This is a genomic window from Streptomyces sp. DvalAA-43 (genome assembly GCF_900091725.1).
GTDB lineage: Bacteria > Actinomycetota > Actinomycetes > Streptomycetales > Streptomycetaceae > Streptomyces > Streptomyces pulveraceus.
On record NZ_FMBW01000080.1, the window covers coordinates 15454 to 35492 of the forward strand.

A 20039-nucleotide genomic window follows, 5' to 3' on the forward strand; every position below is an offset into this window, starting at 1 on the left:
TCGACGGCTCGGGCACGATGTGCCGGATGCCGGTGCACAAGGGACCCGGATCCTGATGGGCACCCGGATATCAACGGACATTCCTGGTCGATTCTCGGGAATGGGGCCCTTTCTCCTCGTCTGGTCCGGTCAGGCGGTATCGCTGGCGGGTAGCGCGGCGGTCCGGTTCGCCTTCATCGTGGAGGTGTGGTCCTCCGGCGGGAACGCGACAGCCGTCACCGTGCTCTCGCTGTGTGCCATGCTGCCCCAGGCCGTGTTCAGTCCGATTGCGGGCGCAATCGTCGACCGTATAACCAAGCGCGCCGCCCTCCAGATAGCCGATGCCGGCGGACTCCTCGTCGTCGGCACCCTGGCCCTGCTCCACTACCTCGGCGCGTTCCATGCCTGGCAGGTCTATCCGGCCGCCGTACTGCTCGGTCTCTGCGCCGCCTTCCAGTTCCCGGCCCTGTCCTCGGCCGTCCCCCTCCTGGTTCGCAAGGACCAACTGGACCGCACCAACGGCCTGTTGGCCGGTGCCAAGAGCGCCGCCGGGATCGGCGGCCCCGCGCTGGGCGGTCTGCTCTTCGCGCTCTTCGGGATCGGCCCGACGCTCCTGGTCGACCTGGCGAGCTACGCGTTCGCCCTCATCGGCATCCGGATCGTCCGCTTCAACGGCGACCGGGTGGCGAAGAAGGACGCCGACGCGCCGCGCCGCCGGATCACCGCCGACGCCTTGGAGGGGCTGCGCTACCTGTTCCGGGTGCCCAGCCTGCGCGATCTGATCATCAACTTCTGTGTCGTCAACCTCGTCATGGTCTTCGGCTTCGCCCTCATCTCGCCGATGGTGCTGCTCCGGGCCGGCAACGGCGCACTCGCCGCGGTCAACACCTCGGTCGGTATCGGCGGAGTGGCCGGTGCCCTGCTCATGGCGGCCTGGGGCGGCCCCGCCAACCGGGGCCGGGGCATGATGCTCGGCGTGGTCGGCATGTGTCTGTCCGGCCTGGTGGTGATGGGCCTGGTGACCGGCGTGGCCGGCTGGTGCCTGGCCATCCTGGTCGGCGCCCTGCTCATGACGGTGGTCAACGCCTCGATGCAGACGATCGTGCAGACCAAGGTCCCCCACGAATGGCAGGGCCGGGTCTTCGGCGCGGTGATGTTCCTCTCCCAGATCTCCGTCCCGCTGGCCATGGCGGTCTCCGGACCGCTCGCCGACCACGTCTTCGAACCACTGGCCACCCAGGGCTCCGGGCTCTTCACCGTGCTCGGTCCGCTGGTCGGCCACGGTCCGGGGAGCGGCATGGCGGCCATGTTGCTCCTCGCCGGAATCGGAGGGACCGGGGTCGCCCTCTGGGGACTCGCCAGCCGCTCGATCAGGGACATCGACGACCTGCTGCCCGACCTCGACGCACCGCAGGAACCGGCCGAGCAGGCCGAGCAGGCCGAACCGGCCGAACCGGCCGAACCGGCCGAACACAGAGGAGGTGAGCGGGATGAGGTGCGTGCATGAACTGTTCGAGGAGCAGGCCGCCCGGACACCCGGCGCGACAGCGCTGATCCATGACGGCGAACGGATCGACTACGCCGGACTCGACGAACGGGCGGCCCGGATGGCGGGGCTGCTGGCCGCGAAGGGCATCCGGGCCGGCGACACGGTCGGCGTGTACCTGGAGCGTTCCACCGCACTCGTCGTGACGGTGCTCGGCATCCTGAAGGCCGGGGCCGGATACGTGATGCTGGATCCCGGCTTCCCCGCCGAACGGCTGCGCACGATGGCCGAGGACGCGCGGGTGGTCGCGGTGGTCGCGGCCCGCGACGCCGCACCCGGGGCCTTCGATGTGGTGCCGGTGCACATCGAGGACGCCCACGGGGCGCGGCCGCTGCCGCGCGGCGCCGTCCCGGTCCGGCCCGACGACATCGCCTGCGTGATGTTCACCTCCGGCTCGACCGGACGGCCGAAGGGCATCGCCTCGTCGCACCACGCGATCACGGCGACCCTCACCGGGCAGACCTTCGCGTCCTTCGGCCCCGGCTCGGTCTGGCTCCAGTGCGCACCGCTGTCCTGGGACGCCTGCGCCCTGGAGCTGTGGGGCCCGCTCATGAACGGCGGGACCTGTGTCCTGCACCCCGGGCAGCGTCCCGAACCCTTCGTGATGGCGCGGCTCGTCGCCGAGCACGGCATCACCTCCATGTATCTGTCGGCCTCCCTCTTCAACGTCATCGTCGACGAGTACCCGCAGGTGCTGGACGGACTGCGGGAACTCGTAGTGGGCGGCGAGGCCCTGTCCGTACCGCACACGGCCCGTGCCCTGGAGCGCAGTCCCCGGCTGCGGCTGAGCAACGGCTACGGGCCCGTCGAGTGCATGATCTTCCTGACCGTCCACCCCGTCACCCTCGCCGAGCTCGGCGAGGGCCCGGTGCCGATCGGCCGTCCGCTGGCGGGGAAGCGGCTGTACATCCTCGACGAGGACCTGCGCCCGGTGCCGGACGGTGGCACCGGTGAGATCTACGCCGCCGGGGCGGGCGTCGCCCGCGAGTACAGGGGACGGCCCGCGCTGACCGCCGAACGCTTCGTCGCCGCCCCGACCGGCGAGCGCGTCTACCGCACCGGTGACCTCGGACGACGGCGTGCCGACGGCGTACTCGAATACCTGGGCCGGGCCGACAGCCAGGTGAAGATCCGGGGCTTCCGGGTGGAGCCCGGTGAGGTCGAGACCGTACTGACCCGGCACCCCGGCATCGACCGGGCGGCGGTCGTCGCCCATGAGCACCCGGCGGGCGACCGCCAGCTGACCGCGTACGTCGTACCCCGCGGCGGCGACCGGCGGGCCTTCCGGGAAGCGGAGCTGCGCGCCTACGCCCGCGGCATACTGGCCGACTACCTGGTCCCGGCGGTCTTCGTGCCCCTGGACGCGCTGCCGCTGACCCCCAGCGGGAAGCTCGACCGGGCCGCCCTGCCGGAGCCCGGACCCGCGACGGCCCCTGCCCCGGCGTCGGTGAGCGGCACCGTGGCCGCCCTGTGCGAGCTGTTCTCGCAGGTGCTGCACCGGGACCCGGTCGGCCCGGACGACGACTTCTTCTCGCTCGGCGGCCACTCCCTGCTCGCCGCCCGGCTGCTGGGCCGGATCCACACCGTGCTCGGCGTGGAGATCGACATCCGCGGGCTCTTCGAGGCGCCCACCCCGGCGCGGCTGGCCCCGCTCGTCGAAACCGCTCCCCCGGCACCGTCCGCCGCTCCCGCCCTGCCCGGCGCCGCCTCCGGCACGCTCCCGGTGTCGCACGCCCAGCACCGGCTGTGGTTCCTGGACCGGATCGGGGCCGGCGCCGCGTACAACCTGCCGATGCTGGTCCGGCTGCGGGGCACGGTCGACCCGGCCGCGCTGGACGACGCCCTGGCCCAGGTCGCCGACCGCCACGAAGTGCTCCGTACCGTCTTCGAGGAGCGCGACGGCTCCCCCGTACGACGGGTGCTGAGCGGGGCGGCCGCACGGCCTCCCTTCCAGCAGCTGCGGATCGCCGCGGAGTCGGTGGACCGGGCGATCGAGCGGGAGGCCCGCCACCGCTTCGACCTGCGTGCCGAACTTCCCGTACGGGCCACGCTGTTCACCACCGCGGAACGGCCGGACGAGCACGCGCTCCTGGTGCTGGTCCATCACATCGCCGGGGACGGCTGGTCCCTGCGGCCGCTCTTCCGTGATCTGTCACGCGCCTACGAGGCCCGGGTGCGGGGCGCGGACACGGCCGTACTCCCCCCGCTCACCGTCCCGTACGCGGAGCACGCCCGTCACCAGCTCGACCGGCTCGGCTCCGCGTCCGATCCGCATGCGCTGGCCGCCCGTCAGCTCACGTACTGGCGCAAGGAGCTGGACGGGCTGCCGGCCGGTGGCGCGCTGCTGCCCCGCCGCGCCGGGCGCCCCGCCGCACCGGGCCCGGCCGCGCAGGTCGTGGTCCGCCGGCTCGACGCGGCGGCCCATGCCCGGGTGGTCGAATCGGCCCGCGCCCGGGGCGCCACCCTCTTCATGGCCCTGCACGCCGCGCTGGCCACCGTGCTGGTGCGGGCCGGTGCGGACGAGGACCTGGCGATCGGCGCCCCGGTGGCCGGGCGCGCCGGGGACGGCAGCGTCGAGGACGTCGTCGGGTTCTTCGTCAACATGCTGGTGCTGCGCACCGACCTGTCCGGCGACCCCACCCCGGCCGAGGTGCTCGCCCGGGTCCGGGAGACGGACCTCGCCGCCTTCAGCCACCAGGACGTGCCGTTCGAGGACGTGGTCGGGGCCCTCAACCCACCGCGCTCCCCCGGCCGTCAGCCGTTCACCGATGTGGTCCTGGCGCTCCAGAACAACGCGCGGGCCGAGGTCACCCTGCCCGGTGCCGAGCACGGCGTCGGGATCGTCCGCACCGGCGCCGCCCGGTTCGAACTCCTGGTGGACGTCACGGACTCCACCTCGGCCCAGGGCGCACCGGACGGGCTGACGCTGACATTCGAGTACCGCGGGGAGGAGCTGGAGGCGGACTTCGTCCACTGGCTCGCGAACGCCCTCCCCGAGGCCCTGGCAGCGGCCACGGCCGACCCCGGGACGCCCTTGTCCCGGCTGGGCCTCACCGAGCCGCCCCGGCGGGCCGGGGAGAGCGACCGGATCGTGCCGCCTGCCCGGCACCGGCCCGTGGGCGAGCGCCCGATGACCGCTCTGGAGCGGGAGACCGCCGCCGTGTGGTGCGAGGTCCTCGGTGTGCCGAGCGCCGGTCCGGACGACGACTTCTTCGCCCTCGGCGGCAACTCCCTGCGCGCGGTGCGCGCCGTGGCCCGGCTCGGTGCCGGGCGGCCGGTGACCGTGGCCCAGCTGTTCGCCGCGCCCACGGTCGCCGCCTTCGCCGCCGAGCTGGAGCGGGCGGTCGCCCGGCCCGTACCGGCCGCCGCGTCCCCCATCCCGCGCCGCCCCAGGGTGCCGCGCCGTCCGCAACCCCAGACCCAGCCCAGCAGAAAGCAGGAGGAGTGGCAGTGGACCTCAGTGTGATGTTCTTCGGTGCGGACAGCACCACCGCCGGCGGGGCCCGGCACACCGAGACGTACGAGGACATCCTCGCCGTGGCCAGGACCGCCGACCGGCTCGGGTTCCACGCCGTCTGGACTCCCGAACGCCACTTCCAGCAGGTCGGGCAGGTCTTCCCCAGCCCTCCGGTGCTCAGTGCGGCGCTCGCCGTCGCCACCGAGCGGATCGGGATCCGCGCGGGCAGCGTCGTGCTGCCGCTCCACCACCCGCTGCGGGTCGCGGAGGACTGGGCCGTCGTGGACAACCTCTCGCACGGCCGGGTGGGCCTCTCCGTCGCCACCGGCTGGCACTCCAAGGACTTCACGCTGGCTCCCGAGCAGTACGCGGACCGCCGGCGGGCCGCCCTGGAGACGATCCCGCGGCTGCGCTCGCTCTGGGCGGGCGAGTCCGCCGAGTACCCCGACGGCACGGGCACCCCGGTCCAGGTCACGCCCCAGCCCCGGCCCGTGCAGGACACCCTGCCGCTGTGGGTCACCACGTCCGGCAACCCGGAGACCTGGGAGGCGGCCGGACAGCTGCGCGCCGGAGTGCTCGGCGCGACCGTCGGGCAGAGCCGGGACGAGCTGGCCGAGCGGATCGCCCGCTACCGCACCGCCTGCGCCGCGGCCCCCGACCAGCGGGGCACCGACGCGCACGGCCGGGTCACGCTGATGGCGCACACCTACGTCGGCACCGACGACGCCGAGGTCCGCCGGATGGCGAGCGCCCCGCTCAAGACCTATCTCGCCTCGTACGTCCGCCAGACCGCGGCCAACCGTGCCGCGGACGCCGCGACCGCGAAGCTCACCGAGGAACAGACCGCGATGCTCGCCGACTTCGCGTTCGAGCGCTACCTCAGCTGGGGCAGCCTGCTCGGCTCCCCCGGCCACTGCGCCAAGATGCTCGCCGATCTGGCCGAGCTGGGCGTCGACGAGGTCGCCTGCTTCATCGACTTCGGCATCGGACGCGACGACGTACTGGCCGGGCTGCACCGGTTGGCCGAGCTGAAAGAGAACCTGTGATGAGCGCCCCCACCGTTTCGCGCACCGTCCCGGGTGCCGCGTCCCCTTCCATGGCCGAGCGGTTCGGCGCACTCGGCAGGGAGCAGCGGGTCCGCCTGATGCGCCGCCTGCTGGAGGCGGGGCGGTCCCGCGAGATACCCGCCGTCATACCGCCGCGCGACCCGGCCCGCCGGGTGCCGCTCAGCCCCGCCCAGCACGACCTGTGGGTGTACGACTCGCTGTATCCCGGTACCCCCGCGCTCAACCTGTGCGCCGCCTACCACTTCGAGCAGCCCGTGGACCCGGCGCATCTGGAGACGGCACTGACGCTGATCCAGAGCCACCACGACATCCTGCGGACCCGGATCGTGACGGACCCGTCGGGCGAGCTGCACGTCGAGTTCCACGACGAGGGGACCTTCGGCCTGGAGCACGAGGATCTGCGGGGCACCGGCAGGACGATCGACGAGGCCTTCGAGACCTTCCGCAGCCGCCCCTTCGACCTCGGCCGGGACAAGCTGATCCGGGCCAGGTTCGTCCGGGTCGACGAGCGGCGTTCCACCCTGATGCTGAGCCTGCACCACACCATCAGCGACTGGTGGTCGTTCGATGTCCTGCAGAACGAGTTCGCGCAGGCGTACGGCGCCCTGCGCGACGGCCTGGCGCCGCCGCTCACCCGGCCCGCCGTCCAGTACGCCGACTTCTCGGCCTGGCAGAGCGAGCTGGCGGATTCCGGGGTGTTCGCGAGCCGGCTCGACTTCTGGCGGCGCTATCTCGCCGACCCGCCCGGTCCGCTCACCGTGCCGGGCGCCGTCGCCTCCGCCGACGGGGGTGACGGCATCGCCCAGGTCCCCTTCCACATCGACGCGCGGACCACCGCCGCCGTGCGGGCGCTGGCCCGGGAGCGCGGGGCCTCGGTCTACGTCGTCCTGATGGCCGCCTTCGCCGTCCTGGCGCACCGGGTCAGCGGCGCCGACGACCTGGTGATCGGCACCCCCATCGCCAACCGCGCGGCCAAGGGCCTCGACCGGGTCATCGGGTACGTCATGAACGCCGTGCCGACCCGCTGGCGCGTGACCTCGGACCGGTCCTTCGCCGATGTGCTCGCCGGGTTCGCCGTCGACTTCCCGGATCTGATGGCCAACGCGGACGTGCCCGTGGGCCGGATCGTGTCGGCCGCCGCGCCCGAGCGCAGCGCGGGCCGGGCCCCGCTGTACCAGTGGGTGTTCATGCACCTGACGCAACAGCCGAGCGTCTCGGTGATGAAGGAGTTCGCGGAGCCGGAGCGCATCCACACCGGCGGCGAGCACGACCTGGTCGGCGTGGTGAAGGACAGCGGTGACGGCATGGAGGGCAGCTTCGGGCTGCGTACCGATGTCTTCGGCCCCGAGACGGTGGCCCGCTGGACGCAGTGCTACGTCGAGCTGCTGCGGCGGATCACCGCCGACCCCACCGCGCTCATCGGTGACATCGACCTGGTGCCCTCGGCGATGCGCGGTCAGCTGCTCGCCGGCTCCGCCGGGCCCACCGCCCCCGCGCCCCTCCCGCTGCCCGAGCTGGTGACCCGGCAGGCGGCCCGCACGCCGGACGCACCGGCCCTGGAGTCCCCCGGGCACACCCTGAGCTACGCCCGGCTCGACGACCGGGTGGCCCGGCTGGCGGGCCGGCTGGTGCGGCTCGGGGCGGGTCCCGGGCGGATCGTGGCCCTCGCCCTCGCGCGCGGCAGCGACTGGCCGGTGGCGGCGCTGGCCGTCCAGCGCGCCGGAGCCGCCTATCTGCCGCTCGACCCCGCCCACCCGGCCGAGCGGATCCGCCGGGTCCTGGCCGAGGCCGCTCCCGTGCTCCTGGTCACCGAGCCCGGCGCCACGCCCCCGGAGACGGATCTGCCGGTCCTGGTCCTCGACGAAAACGCCTGGGCCGGGGAGCCGCTGCCGCCGGGCGGCCCGGCACCCCACGACGCCGCCCACGTCATCCACACCTCCGGCTCCACCGGCACCCCCAAGGGCGTGATCGTCACCCACGCGGGTGTGGCCGCGCTCACCCGGAGCCTGGTGGACGGCATCGGGCTCGACGCCGACAGCCGGGTGCTCCAGCTCGGGCCGCCCTCCTTCGACATCTCCGTAGGCGAGCTGTGCCTGGCCTTCGGCTCGGGCGGAACCCTGGTGCTGCCCCCCGCCGGTCCGCTGGTGGGCGAGGCCCTCGGGACGGTGCTGACCGAGCGGCGGATCTCCTGCGCGTTCGTCCCCCCGTCCGTGCTCGCGACCGTTCCGGCCGGACCGCATCCGGAGCTGCGGGCCCTGGTCGTCGGCGCGGAGGCCTGCCCGCCGGAGCTGGTGGCCCGCTGGGCCGTCGCGGGGCGGCGCTTCCACAACGCCTACGGGCCCACCGAGTCGACCGTCGTCTCCACCTTCTCCGGGCCGCTGGCCGCCGACGGGACGGTGCCGCCCATCGGTACCCCGGTGGCGGGCACCACCGCCTACGTCCTCGACGACCGGCTCCGCCCGGTGCCCGCCGGGGCCGGTGGTGAGCTGTACCTGGCCGGTGCCGGGCTCGCCCGCGGCTATCTGGGACGGGCCGCGCTCACCGCCGAGCGGTTCGTCGCCGACCCGTACGGTCCGCCCGGCAGCCGTATGTACCGCACCGGCGATCTGGCCCACCGCGACGACAGTGGCAGCACGTACTACCTCGGGCGCGGCGACGAGCAGGTGAAGCTGCGCGGGCTGCGGATCGAGCCGGGTGAGATCGCCGCCGCGCTGGTGGAACATCCCGACGTGGAACGGGCGGTGGCCGTCGTACGGCACGACCGGGGCGGCGCCGCGCAGCTCGTCGCGTACGTGGTGCCCGTGCGGGGAGCGGAGATCGACGAGGACGCGCTGCTGCTGCACGCCTCCGGGCGGCTGCCCGCGGCCATGGTCCCGGCCGCCGTGGTGGCTCTGGACGCGCTGCCGCTGTCGCCCCATGGCAAGCTCGACCGGGCCGCGCTGCCCGCCCCCGCCGCCCGGACCGCGGACACCGTCCGGCTCCCCGGGTCGGCGCGCGAGGAGATCCTCTGCGGGCTGTTCGCCGAGCTCCTCGACCTCGAACAGGCCGGTGTCGACGACGACTTCTTCCGTCTCGGCGGCGACAGCATCATGGCGATCCAGCTCGCCGCCCGCGCGCGGGCGGCCGGTCTGGTGCTCTCGCCGCACGATGTGTTCACCGTACGGACCCCGGCCAGGCTGGCCGTGCTGGCCCGCACGCCGGAGGCCGACGCCCCGGAGCAGGAGGACACCGGAACCGGGCGGCTGCCCCTCACCCCGGTGATGCGGTGGTGGCGCGAACAGGTCGAGGACACGGCCGCGTTCACCCAGTCCATGCTGTTCCCGCTGGCGTCCGGCACCGGACTCGCGGCGATCGAGGAGGCCGTCTCCGTACTGGTCGCACGGCACGCCGCGCTGCGGATGCGCCTGGTGCGGGAGGACGACACCGGCTGGGAACTCCAGGTGCCCGAGGAGAGCACGCCCGCCGGGGCGCGAGCCGTCCGGCTGGCCGTTCCGGCGGACACCGATCTCCACTCCCGGGCGACGGAGCTGGCCCGCACCCTCACCCTCCGGCCCGAGGACGGCGAGATGGTGCGGGCGGTGTGGCTCGACCCCGGTTCCGGCCGGCCCGGCGCCCTGCTGCTGACCGTGCACCACCTGGCCGTGGACGGATTCTCCTGGCGGGTGCTCGGCGAGGAGCTCGCCGCGGCGCTCGACCGCCGGCCCGGGGGCGGCACCGCACCCGCGCGGACCGCCTCGTTCGCCCGGTGGTCCCGGCTGCTCACCGAGGAGGCCGGGCTGCGGCTCGATGAACTCCCCTGGTGGGAGCGGCAGCTGGCGGACGACACGGCCCGCCTCGCCGACGGCCTGGGGGCGGACGGGCGGCGGGAGACCCTCACCTTCGACCTGGACCCCGGGCTCACCCGCGGTGTGCTCGTCACCCTGCCCGCCGCCTTCAACTGCCGCCCCGACGCGGTGATGCTGACCGCGCTGACAGCGGCGGCCGTCGAGCGGCGGGGCACCGGATCCGCGCTCGTCGTCCATCTGGAGGGCCATGGGCGCGAGACCGTCTCCGCGCGGGTCGATGTGTCGGGCACCGTCGGCTGGTTCACCACGCAGTACCCGGTCCGCCTGGACATCGGTGCCGCGTCGGTGGCGCCCGGCGGCCGGCCGGGCGAGGCCCTGAAGTGTGTCAAGGAGCAGCTGCGGGAGGTGCCCGCCGGCGGTCTCGGCTGGGGGCTGCTGCGCTACCTCGACCCGGACACGGGCCCGGCACTGGCCGCGCTCCCGGTGCCCGACGTCCGCTTCAACTATCTGGGCCGGTTCGCCCCGGGCGACGCGGCGGGCGGGCGGCTGCTCGAACCGGGCCCGGACGCCGTGCCGCTGGCGCACACCCTGGAGGTGGATGTGCTGGCCCGGGAGGAGAACGGCGAGTCCGTACTGGAGGCGAGCTTCTCGTACCCGTCGGGGGTGCTCACCGAGGACGAGGTGCGCGCACTGGCCGGGGCGTGGTCCGAGGCGCTCGGCGTGCTGGCCGACCACTGCGGGCCGGACGCCGGGGCCGCCCACGCCCCGTCCGACTTCCCGCTCGTCGACCTCACCGGCGACCAGCTCGAACTGCTCGGGCAGGACATGGACTTCGGCGACCTCGACGCCGGACTCGACGACACCGGCTCCACCGGCGGCGAAGGAGAGCGACGATGAACGCGCGCATCGCGGACGTACTGCCGCTCTCCCCGCTCCAGGAGGGCCTGCTCTTCCAGACCGCCCGGCAGACCGAGGGCCCCGACCCCTATCTGGTGCAGGCCCGCTTCCTGACCGGCCCGGCGATCTCCGGGGAGACGGTGCGGGCCGCGGTCGCCGCACTGCTGGACCGGCACCCCAATCTGCGTGCCTGCTTCCGGCACGAGGGCCTGGACCGGCCGGTCCAGGTGGTGCCGAAGGCTGTCCGGTTGCCGTGGACCGAGGTGGACCTGACGGGTCTCGCCCCGGACGCGGTGGCGGTGCGCACCGACGAGGTGCTGCGCGAGGACGCGGCGCTCCGCTTCGACGTGGCCCGCCCGCCCCTGGTCCGTGCCGCCTTCCTGCGGCACGACACGGGTGCCGAGCTGGTCGTGTCCTTCCATCACATCCTGCTGGACGGCTGGTCGTTGCCGGTCGTCGAACGGGACCTCGCCGCCCTCGTGGCGGGCCGGCCGCTGCCGCCCGCCGCGCCCTACCGGGACTATCTGGTGTGGCTGGGCGGCCAGGACCGGCACAAGGCCGAAGCCGCGTGGGCCGAGTCCCTGGCGGGCCTGGAGCGCCCCGCGCTGCTGGCCCCCTCCGGACCGGACACGGTGCCCGACCGCTTCCGGCTGTGGCTGACGACCGGCCTGACCGAGCTGCTGGTCCGGCGGGCGGCCGAGACGGGCGTCACCCTCAACACCCTGGTGCAGGTCTCCTGGGCCCTGGTGCTGGCCAGGCTGACGGGCTCCCGCGACCCGGTCTTCGGCGCGGTCGTCTCGGGGCGCCCGCACGATCTGCCCGGCGTCGAGTCGATGGTGGGCCTGTTCATCAACACCCTGCCGGTACGGGTACGGCTGCGGGACGGGGAGCGGGTGGAGGAGCTGCTCCGCCGGATCCAGGACGAGCAGTCCCGGCTGCTGGAGCACCACCACGCCCGCGCCGCCGAGGTGCAGCGTGCTGTGGGGGCCGGTGAACTCTTCGACTCGATCCTCGCGTTCGAGAACTTCCCCAGGGGTGCCGGGGGCGACGACGGCCCCGGTGCCGTCCGCCTGGCGAAGGTGTCCGACGCGACGCACTACCCGGTGACGATCGCGGCGGTCGCCGAGGACCGGCTGCTGCTGTCGGTGAGCTGCCGCCGGGGCATCTCCGCCGCCGCGGTCACCGAACGTCTGGCGCACGTACTGGAGCAGCTGGCCCGCTCGCCCCGGACACCCGTGGCGGAGATCGACGCGCTGCCCGCGGCGGAGCGGGGCCGGCTGCTGGCCCTGGCCGACGGCCCGTCCCGGCCGATCGCCGAACCCGCCACCCTCACCGGCCGGTTCGCCGCCCAGGTCGCCCGTACCCCGGACGCACCGGCTCTCGACACGGACGGCGAGACCCTCAGCTACGCCGGGCTCGACGCCGCGTCGGACCGGCTGGCGGGCCGCCTCGTCCACGCGGGTGTCGCGCCGGGACACACCGTGGCCCTGCTGCTGCCCCGTTCGGCCTCCGTGGTCGTGGCCCAGCTCGCGGTCCTCAAGGCGGGCGCCTGCTGGCTCCCCCTGGACCCGGCTCACCCGGCGGAACGGCTGGCCCGGCTGGTGTCGGCGGCGGCGCCCGCGCTCGTCCTCACCGACCGGCCGGACTCCGCCACGACCCGGCTGCCCGCCGGTACCCCGGTGCTGGACGTCGCCGGGGCGTCCGGGTCCACCCGCTTCGAGGGCGTCCCCACCCATCCCGGCTCCGCCGCCTGTGTGATCTACACCTCCGGCTCCACGGGCGAGCCCAAGGGGGTGGTGGTCCCGCAGCGGGCGATCGCCGAGCTCGCCGCCGACGGCCGGTTCGCGGGCGGCGCCCACGAACGGGTGCTGCTGCACAACCCGTACACGTTCGACGCCTCGACCTACGAGGTGTGGGTCCCGCTCCTGAGCGGCGGGACCGTGGTGGTCTCCCCCGCCGAGGCGGTCACCCCCGACCTGCTCGGGCGGGTGGTCGCCGAGCGGCGGGTCACCGCGCTGATGCTCACGCCGGAACTGCTGCGCACCGTCGCGGAGATCGCGCCCGGCGCGCTCTGCGGGCTCCGCGAGGTATGGTCCGGCGGCGACGTCCTCGCGCCCGACACCGTGCGCCGGATCCGGGAGCACTGCCCGGACACGGTGGTCGTCAACGGCTACGGCCCCACCGAGGCCACGGTCTTCGCCACCGCGCACACCGCCGCCGTGGAGCGGGCGGGGCGGCCGGGCGCCGTCCCCATCGGGCGTCCTCTGGACAACACCCGCGCCCAGGTCCTGGACGGGCTGCTGCGTCCCGTCCCGGCGGGCGCCACCGGTGAGCTGTACCTCGGCGGCAGCGGGCTCGCCCAGGGCTACCTGGGGCGGCCGGTGTCCACCGCGGAGCGGTTCGTCGCGGATCCGTACGGGCCGCCGGGCAGCCGCATGTACCGCACCGGGGACCTGGCCCGCTGGACGCCGGACGGCGTCCTGGAGTTCGCGGGCCGGGCCGACGACCAGGTCAAGGTGCGCGGCTTCCGGGTGGAGCCCGCCGAGGTGGAGGCCGCCGTGGCGGGCTGCCCCGGCGTGGCGCGGGCCGTGGTCGCCGCCCGGCCGGACGCGGCGGGCGGGAAGCTGCTGGCCGCCTGGCTGGTTCCGGCGGAGCGGGTGGACGGGGAGGAGCAGTGGGACCGGGCCCTCGCCGGGATACGGGCCCATGCCGCCGAGCACCTGCCCGCGCATCTGGTGCCGTCCCTGTGGGTCCGTATCGACGAGGTGCCGCTCACCCGCCACGGGAAGGCGGACCGGGCGGCGCTCCCCGACCCCGGGCCCCAGGGGGGACCGGCGGCCCGACGGGAGCCGCGCACCCCGCGCGAGCGGGAGCTGTGCGCCCTGTTCGGGACGGTGCTCGGTGTCCCCGCGGTCGGGCCCGACACCGACTTCTTCCTGGCGGGCGGCCATTCGCTGACCGCGCTGCGCCTGAAGTCGAAGATCGAGGCGGTCCTCGGCGTACGGATCCCGGTCTCGGCCCTGTTCGACGCGCCGACCCCGGCCGCGCTCGCCGCCCGGCTCGACGCGCCGCCGTCCCCGGAGACCGCTCCCCGGACACCGCTGCGCACCGCGCGCGGACGCGCCTCGTCCACGACGTCGGACGAGCCGCACCACAACAGCCTGGAGCCGGTGCTCACCCTGCGGACCGGCGGCGATCGCACCCCGCTCATCTGTGTGCACCCGGGACTCGGCCTCAGCTGGTCGTACGTGAACCTGCTGCCGCACCTGGACCCGGCCCGCCCGGTGCACACCCTGCAGAGCCCCGCCCTGCTGACCGGCGTCGACGGACTCCCTTCCACGATGGGCGAGTTGGCGGATCTCTATCTGCGGAACGTGCGTGAGATCCAGCCACGGGGACCGTATCTGCTGCTCGGCCGGTCCTTCGGCGGTCCGCTCGCCTACGAACTGGCGGTGCGGCTGCGCCGGGCCGGCGAGGAGGTCCGGATGCTCGCCGTGGTGGACGCCATGCCGATGCCGGACCGGTTCAGGCACACCCCGCCGGACCCGGCAGCCGTCGAGGACGAGATGCTGCGCATCCTGCTCCACTCCCACGCCCCGGAACTTCCGCCGCCGACCGGCCCGTTGAAGCGGTCCGCGGTGTTCTCCATGGCCCGCACAGGAGCCTTCGACGGCCTCTCCCCCGCCCATCTGCACACGCTCGTCGACGCCGGGGCGCACCACACCGCCCTGGTACGCGAGTGGCTCCCGTCCGGCTACGGGGGCAGGGTGACGCTCTTCTCCGCGACGCGCGACGCCTGGCCGAGCACGGCCGAGAAGACCGAGGCCTGGCAGCGCGTGGCCGCCGCGCTCGACGTGCACGAACTGGACTGCGGTCACAGCGACGTACTCACTCCGGGCCCGGCGGCCGAGATCGCCGCGGTCCTCGAAACCGCCCTCCGAGGGGACTGAAACCCATGACCGTCGACGCCGTCGATCTCATCGACCTCTACGCCGCGGAGGGCGGTGGGGGCGAGGAGTACGAGTTCCCCGCCTCCGACGCCCAGAGCCGCCTGCTCGTCCTCGACCAGCTGAACCCCGGTTCCCCCCAGTACAACGTCCCGGTCGCCTTCGCGGTGCACGGGCCCTTCGACACCGCCGCGTTCGGCCGCGCGCTGGACGCGCTCGTCGACCGCCACGAGGCGCTGCGGACCGTCTTCCGGACCGCGGAGGACGGCACCCCGGCGCAGCGGGTCTCGGCCGTCGGGCGGGTGCCGCTCACCGTCCACCGGGACGTGCCCGCCGACGGTGCGGACGCCCTGCTGCTCGCCGAGGCCGCCCGCCCGTTCGACACCTCGGCGGGGCCGCTGCTGCGCTGCACCGTGTACGCGGTCGACGACGGCAGCCACCGGGTGCTCCTCGTCGCCCACCACCTGGTCTGCGACGGCTGGTCGCTCGGCCTCATGCTGGAGGAGCTGTCCGAGGGGTACCGGGACACGGTCCGGGGCCTGCCCCACCGGCCGGCCGAACTCCCGCTCCAGTTCCCCGACTACGCGGCCTGGCAGCGCGAGCGCGCCGCGGACGGCGCGTTCGAGGCGTCCGTGCGGCACTGGGTCGAGCGGCTGCGCGGCGCCCCCGCCACCATGGAACTGCCGCTCGACCGTCCGCGCCCGGCGGTCCGCACGGCCGCGGGGGGCACCGAGCGCTTCGTGTTCGGCGCCGAGGTCAGGGAGCGCCTGGCCGAAGTGGCCGCGGCCTCGGGCGCCACCCCGTTCATGACGATGTTCGCGGCGTACGCCGCGTTCCTCTCCCGGCTCTCGGGCGGCGAGGACCTGGTCATCGGCTACCCGGCGTCGGGGCGCGAGCGGCCCGAACTCCAGCAGATGGTCGGGATGCTGACCAACACCCTGGCGATGCGCGTGGACCTGTCGGGCGACCCCTCGCTCGACGAGCTCACCCGCCGTGTCCGGGCCTCGATGCTGGCGGCGCACCCCTACCAGGACGCGCCGTTCGAGGCGGTCGTGGACACCCTCGCCCCGGTCCGCGAGACCAGCCACGACCCGGTGGTGCAGGTGGCACTCAGCTACGAGGACGAGGCCGCCCCGGAACTGCGGCCGGCCGGCGCGACGGCCGAACGGCTCCCGCTGACCCTGGACACCGCGAAGTTCGACTTCCACCTGTTCATGGAGCGGTGGGGCGCCGGACTGGCCGCGCAGTTCATCTACCGCAGCGACCTGTTCGACGCGGCGACGGTCCGCCGCTGGACGGAGAACTTCCGTACCCTGCTGGCCGGGCTCCTCGCGGACCCGTCGGCGCCGCTCTCCCAGGTGGAGCTGGTCGGCGCCGAGGAGCGCCGCCGGACCCTCGCCGGCGCCGACCGCCTCGCGGAGGCCGCGCCGTTGGACCGCCTGGTGCCCGATCTGATCGCCGACCGGGCGGCCGAGCGCCCCGATGCCACGGCCCTGGTCTGCGGCGGCCTCCGGCTGAGCTATGCCGAACTGCTCTCCCGCGCCGACGCGCTGGCCGCCCGGCTGCGCGCCGCCGGGGTCCGGCCGGGCTTCCGGGTCGGTCTGCTGCTGCCCCGCTCGGCCGACCAGGGCATCGCCGCCCTCGCCGTCCTGCGGGCGGGCGGCGCGTACGTACCGCTGGACCAGGCCCACCCGGAGGCCAGGCTCCGCCACATGGTGGAGGGTTCGGGCACCGGGCTCCTGCTGACCTCCCGGGAGACCGCTTTGAAGGGGGACGGTCTGGAGGTGCCGTGCATCCGGGTCGACCGCCCGGCCGTCACGGACCCCGTCGCACCGGGCCCCGTCGCGCCCGGTGCCGCGCCGGGCCCCGGGGACCTCGCCTACGTCCTGTTCACCTCGGGCTCCACCGGTGTCCCCAAGGGCGTCGCCATCGAGCACCGGGCACTGCTCAACCTCACCCGGGCGGTCCGGCACTCCTTCCCGGTCGACGCCGACGACCGGGTGCTGCAATTCGTGTCGTTCGGCTTCGACGTCGCCGTGTCCGACCTCTTCTTCCCCTGGGTGGCCGGAGCGGAACTGCATGTCCCGGGTGAGGACGAGCGGATCGGCGAGGCGCTGCTGGAACGGCTGCGGGACTCCCACATCACCTATGTCTTCCTGCCGCCGTCCGCCGCGATGCTGCTGCCCGACCTGAAGGGGCAGCTGCCCGAGCTGCGGACCGTCGCGGTCGGCGGCGAGGCGTGCCCCGCCGAACTGGTCGAGCGGCTCGCCGCGCCCGGCCGGCGGATCGTGAACGCGTACGGCCCCAGTGAGGTGACCGTCTACGCGACCACCGGGGAGCTCACCCCCGGTGAGCCCGTGGTACTCGGCGGCGCCGTGCCCGGGGCCCGGGTGTACGTCCTCGACGAGCGGCTCCGGCCGGTCCCCGCGGGGGTCGCCGGTGAGATCTACGTGGCCGGTGCCTCGCTGGGACGGGGGTACATCGGGCGGCCCGGCCTGACCGCCGAACGGTTCGTCGCCGACCCGCACGGCGCACCGGGCACCCGGATGTACCGCACGGGCGACCTCGGCCGGATCGACGCGCACGGTCTCATCCACTATCTCGGGCGCTCCGACCTCCAGGTCAAGCTGCGCGGTGTACGCGTCGAACTCGGCGAGATCGAGACCCTGCTGGCGGGTGCGCCGGGCGTCGCCCTGGCGGCGGCCACCGTCCGCGGCACCGGCACCGCGCAGCGGCTGGTGGCGTATGTCGTGGGCCGGGACGGGGCGGCTCCGCCGGACGCGGAGCTGCGCGCCCATCTCGCCCGGCGGCTGCCCGGGTCCATGGTGCCCGAGGTGTTCGTACGCCTGGACGAGATGCCGCTCAGCAGCAACGGCAAGATCGACCGGGCCCGGCTCCCGGAACCCGCCACCGTGCGGTGCCGGCCGGACGGCTCGACCACCGTCGCGGGCACCGCGACCGAGCAGCTGGTGGCCGGCCTGTGGGCCCGCGTGCTCCATCTCGAACTCGTCGCCGTCACCGACCACTTCTTCGATCTGGGCGGCAATTCGATCCGGCTGCTGAGCGTCCTGTCCGCCCTGCGCGAGCTGGGTACGTACGGCGAACTCAGCCTGGTCGACCTGTTCCGCCACCCCACCGTCAGCTCCCTCGCCGCCTTCCTCGACCGGGCGGCCGCCGGCGCCGGCGCCGGGGCCCCCGCTTCCGCCGACACGGCCGCCGCTCGCGGCGGTGACCGGCACGCCCGACGCACCGCCGCAGCCCGACGACTCAGCTACCGGAAAGGCTCCATACGATGACCGAGAACGCAAGCGCCGCCGAGCCCCTCGCAGCCGACTCCGCGATCGCGGTCGTCGGAATGAGCGGCCGTTTCCCCGGCGCCCCCGACCTGGACACCTACTGGGCGAATCTGCTCGGTGGGCTCTGCTCGGTGACCGATTTCACCGAGGAGGAACTGATCTCCGACGGCGCCGATCCGCAGGAGGTGCGCGGCCGCGACTACATACCGGCCAAGGGCCGTCTCGCGGACGCGGACCGCTTCGACGCGGAGCTGTTCGGCTTCAACCGCACCGAGGCGGCGGCGCTCGACCCCCAGCACCGGCTGCTGCTCCAGACGGCCTGGTCCGCACTGGAGGACGCGGGCCGCAGCCCGCTCGGCGGAACGGCCCGTACCGGCGTGTACGTCGGCGGTGGGCCCACCGAGCACATGCTGGCCGCGCAGACCGACCCGCGGCTCGCCGCGTCCCTCGGGGCGCTGCAGGTGCGCATCCTCACCGACCGCGAGTTCCTGGCCCCGTGGGTCTCCTACCGTCTGGGGCTGGAGGGCCCGAGCCTGACGGTGCAGACGGCCTGCTCCACCTCGCTGACGGCGGTGCACCTCGCGGTGCAGTCGCTGCTGCTCGGCGAGTGCGACACGGCGCTGGCCGGGGGCGTCGCCGTGGACGCGGTGCACAAGCGGGGCTACGTCCATCAACAGGGCGGCATCTACTCGCCGGACGGCCGCTGCCGCCCGTTCGACGAGCGGGCCGGCGGCACCGTGCCCGGCAACGGGGTGGGCGTGGTCGTGCTGCGCCGGCTGTCCGACGCGCTCGCCGACAACGACCCGATCCGGGCGGTCATCCGGGGCAGCGCCGTCACCAACGACGGCGCCACCAAGGTCGGGTTCACCGCGCCCGGCGTCGACCAGCAGACCGCCGCGATCGTGGAGGCCTGGGCGGCGGCAGGTCTCGACCCGGCCGACGCCCAGTATCTGGAGGCGCACGGCACGGCCACCGCGCTCGGTGACCGGATCGAGGCGGCCGCGGCGAGCGCGGCGTTCAAGGGCGCTCTCGGCACCGGGCGGATCGGGATCGGCTCGGTGAAGTCGAACATCGGCCACCTGGACGCGGCGGCGGGCGTGGCCGCGCTGATCAAGTCGGTGCTCATGCTGGAGCACGCGACGCTGGTGCCGAACGCCGACGCCGGCCGGCCACACCCCGAACTGGGCTTCGAAGACTCGCCGTTCCACCTGGTGGAGGGGGCGACCGACTGGCCGGAGCCCGATTTCGGTCCCCGGCGTTCCGGGGTGAGCTCGATCGGCATCGGCGGCACCAATGTGCATGTGGTGCTGGAGGAGGCGCCGCCGCGCGCCGCTGCCGGGGAGCCGGACGCCCAGGGCGCACCGGAGGTCCTGCTGCTGTCCGCCCGTACCGAGGAGGACCTCCGCGCGCTGGCCGGCCGGCTGGCCGCGGCGCTGCGTGCGCCGGGCGCCCCCTCCCTCGCGGACACCGCGTACACGCTGTCCCTGGGCCGTGCCCCGATGGCCGTGCGCGGCTATGTGCGGGCCGGGGACCTGGCGGGGGCCGCGGAGCTGCTCGCCGAGCTGGCCTCGGGCGGCGCGCCCGGCCTGGGCGGACCCGACCCGCTCGGCGAGGCCTGGCTGGCGGGCGAGTCGGTGGTGCGGGAGGGCGGCGGCCGTCGGGTCGCGCTGCCGTCCTACCCCTTCGCCGGCGAGAGCCACGGCGCGTACCGCCTGGTCCCGCTCGCACCGGTCGCGCCCGGCGGGGCGGAGCCGGCCGAGGGCGGTGGCCCCGCCGACCTGGAGCAGGGCGTCCGCGCGCTGCTCGCCGAGGCCCTGGGGCTGGCGGACACCGAGGACCCGGAGATGACGTACTTCGCGGCCGGCGGGGACTCCCTGACCGCCGTCCACCTGGTCGGCTGCCTCCGGGACGACTTCGACCTGGACGTCCCGATCACGCTGTTCCTGGAGCAGCTGACACTGCACGAGATGGCCCGCCGGATCGTCGCGACCGGCGAGGGCGACGAGTCCCTCGACGCCCTGCTCGCGGAGTTCGAGTCGGAGTGAGCCGGAATACCGCACAGGGC

General features: G+C 74.6%; 7 protein-coding genes. All 7 read left to right on the forward strand.

Translation table 11 applies throughout. The annotated features are described in order from the left end of the window. The first annotated feature begins 100 nt into the window (after positions 1–100). The 7 genes from GA0115234_RS33665 to GA0115234_RS33695 are packed head-to-tail and all read left to right on the forward strand — an operon-like array spanning position 101 to position 20019. On the forward strand, positions 101–1486 hold the full coding sequence (locus GA0115234_RS33665) for an MFS transporter (RefSeq protein ID WP_161275714.1): 1386 nt from the start codon (positions 101–103) through the stop codon (positions 1484–1486). Next, positions 1470–4991: a non-ribosomal peptide synthetase gene (locus tag GA0115234_RS33670; protein WP_093549333.1), complete on the forward strand. Its 3522-nt coding sequence runs from the start codon at positions 1470–1472 to the stop codon at positions 4989–4991. Before GA0115234_RS33665 ends, GA0115234_RS33670 begins: the two co-directional genes overlap by 17 nt. After that, positions 4976–6028 carry a MupA/Atu3671 family FMN-dependent luciferase-like monooxygenase gene (locus GA0115234_RS33675; protein ID WP_093549335.1) on the forward strand — a complete coding sequence of 351 codons (1053 nt, stop codon included), beginning with the start codon at positions 4976–4978 and terminating at the stop codon, positions 6026–6028. Before GA0115234_RS33670 ends, GA0115234_RS33675 begins: the two co-directional genes overlap by 16 nt. Further along, positions 6028–10731, forward strand: coding sequence for a non-ribosomal peptide synthetase (locus GA0115234_RS33680; RefSeq protein WP_093549337.1), 4704 nt, complete (start codon positions 6028–6030; stop codon positions 10729–10731). The genes GA0115234_RS33675 and GA0115234_RS33680 overlap by 1 nt, the downstream gene beginning before the upstream one ends. Then, entirely contained in the window at positions 10728–14681 is a 3954-nt protein-coding gene (locus GA0115234_RS33685; protein WP_093549339.1) for a non-ribosomal peptide synthetase, read from the forward strand. The genes GA0115234_RS33680 and GA0115234_RS33685 overlap by 4 nt, the downstream gene beginning before the upstream one ends. A 5-nt stretch (positions 14682–14686) precedes the next feature. Next, the gene (locus GA0115234_RS33690) at positions 14687–17974 is read left to right on the forward strand and encodes a non-ribosomal peptide synthetase (RefSeq protein WP_093549341.1); all 3288 of its coding nucleotides are present in this window, start codon (positions 14687–14689) and stop codon (positions 17972–17974) included. After that, entirely contained in the window at positions 17971–20019 is a 2049-nt protein-coding gene (locus GA0115234_RS33695; RefSeq protein ID WP_093549344.1) for a type I polyketide synthase, read from the forward strand. Before GA0115234_RS33690 ends, GA0115234_RS33695 begins: the two co-directional genes overlap by 4 nt. Positions 20020–20039: the final 20 nt, after the last annotated feature.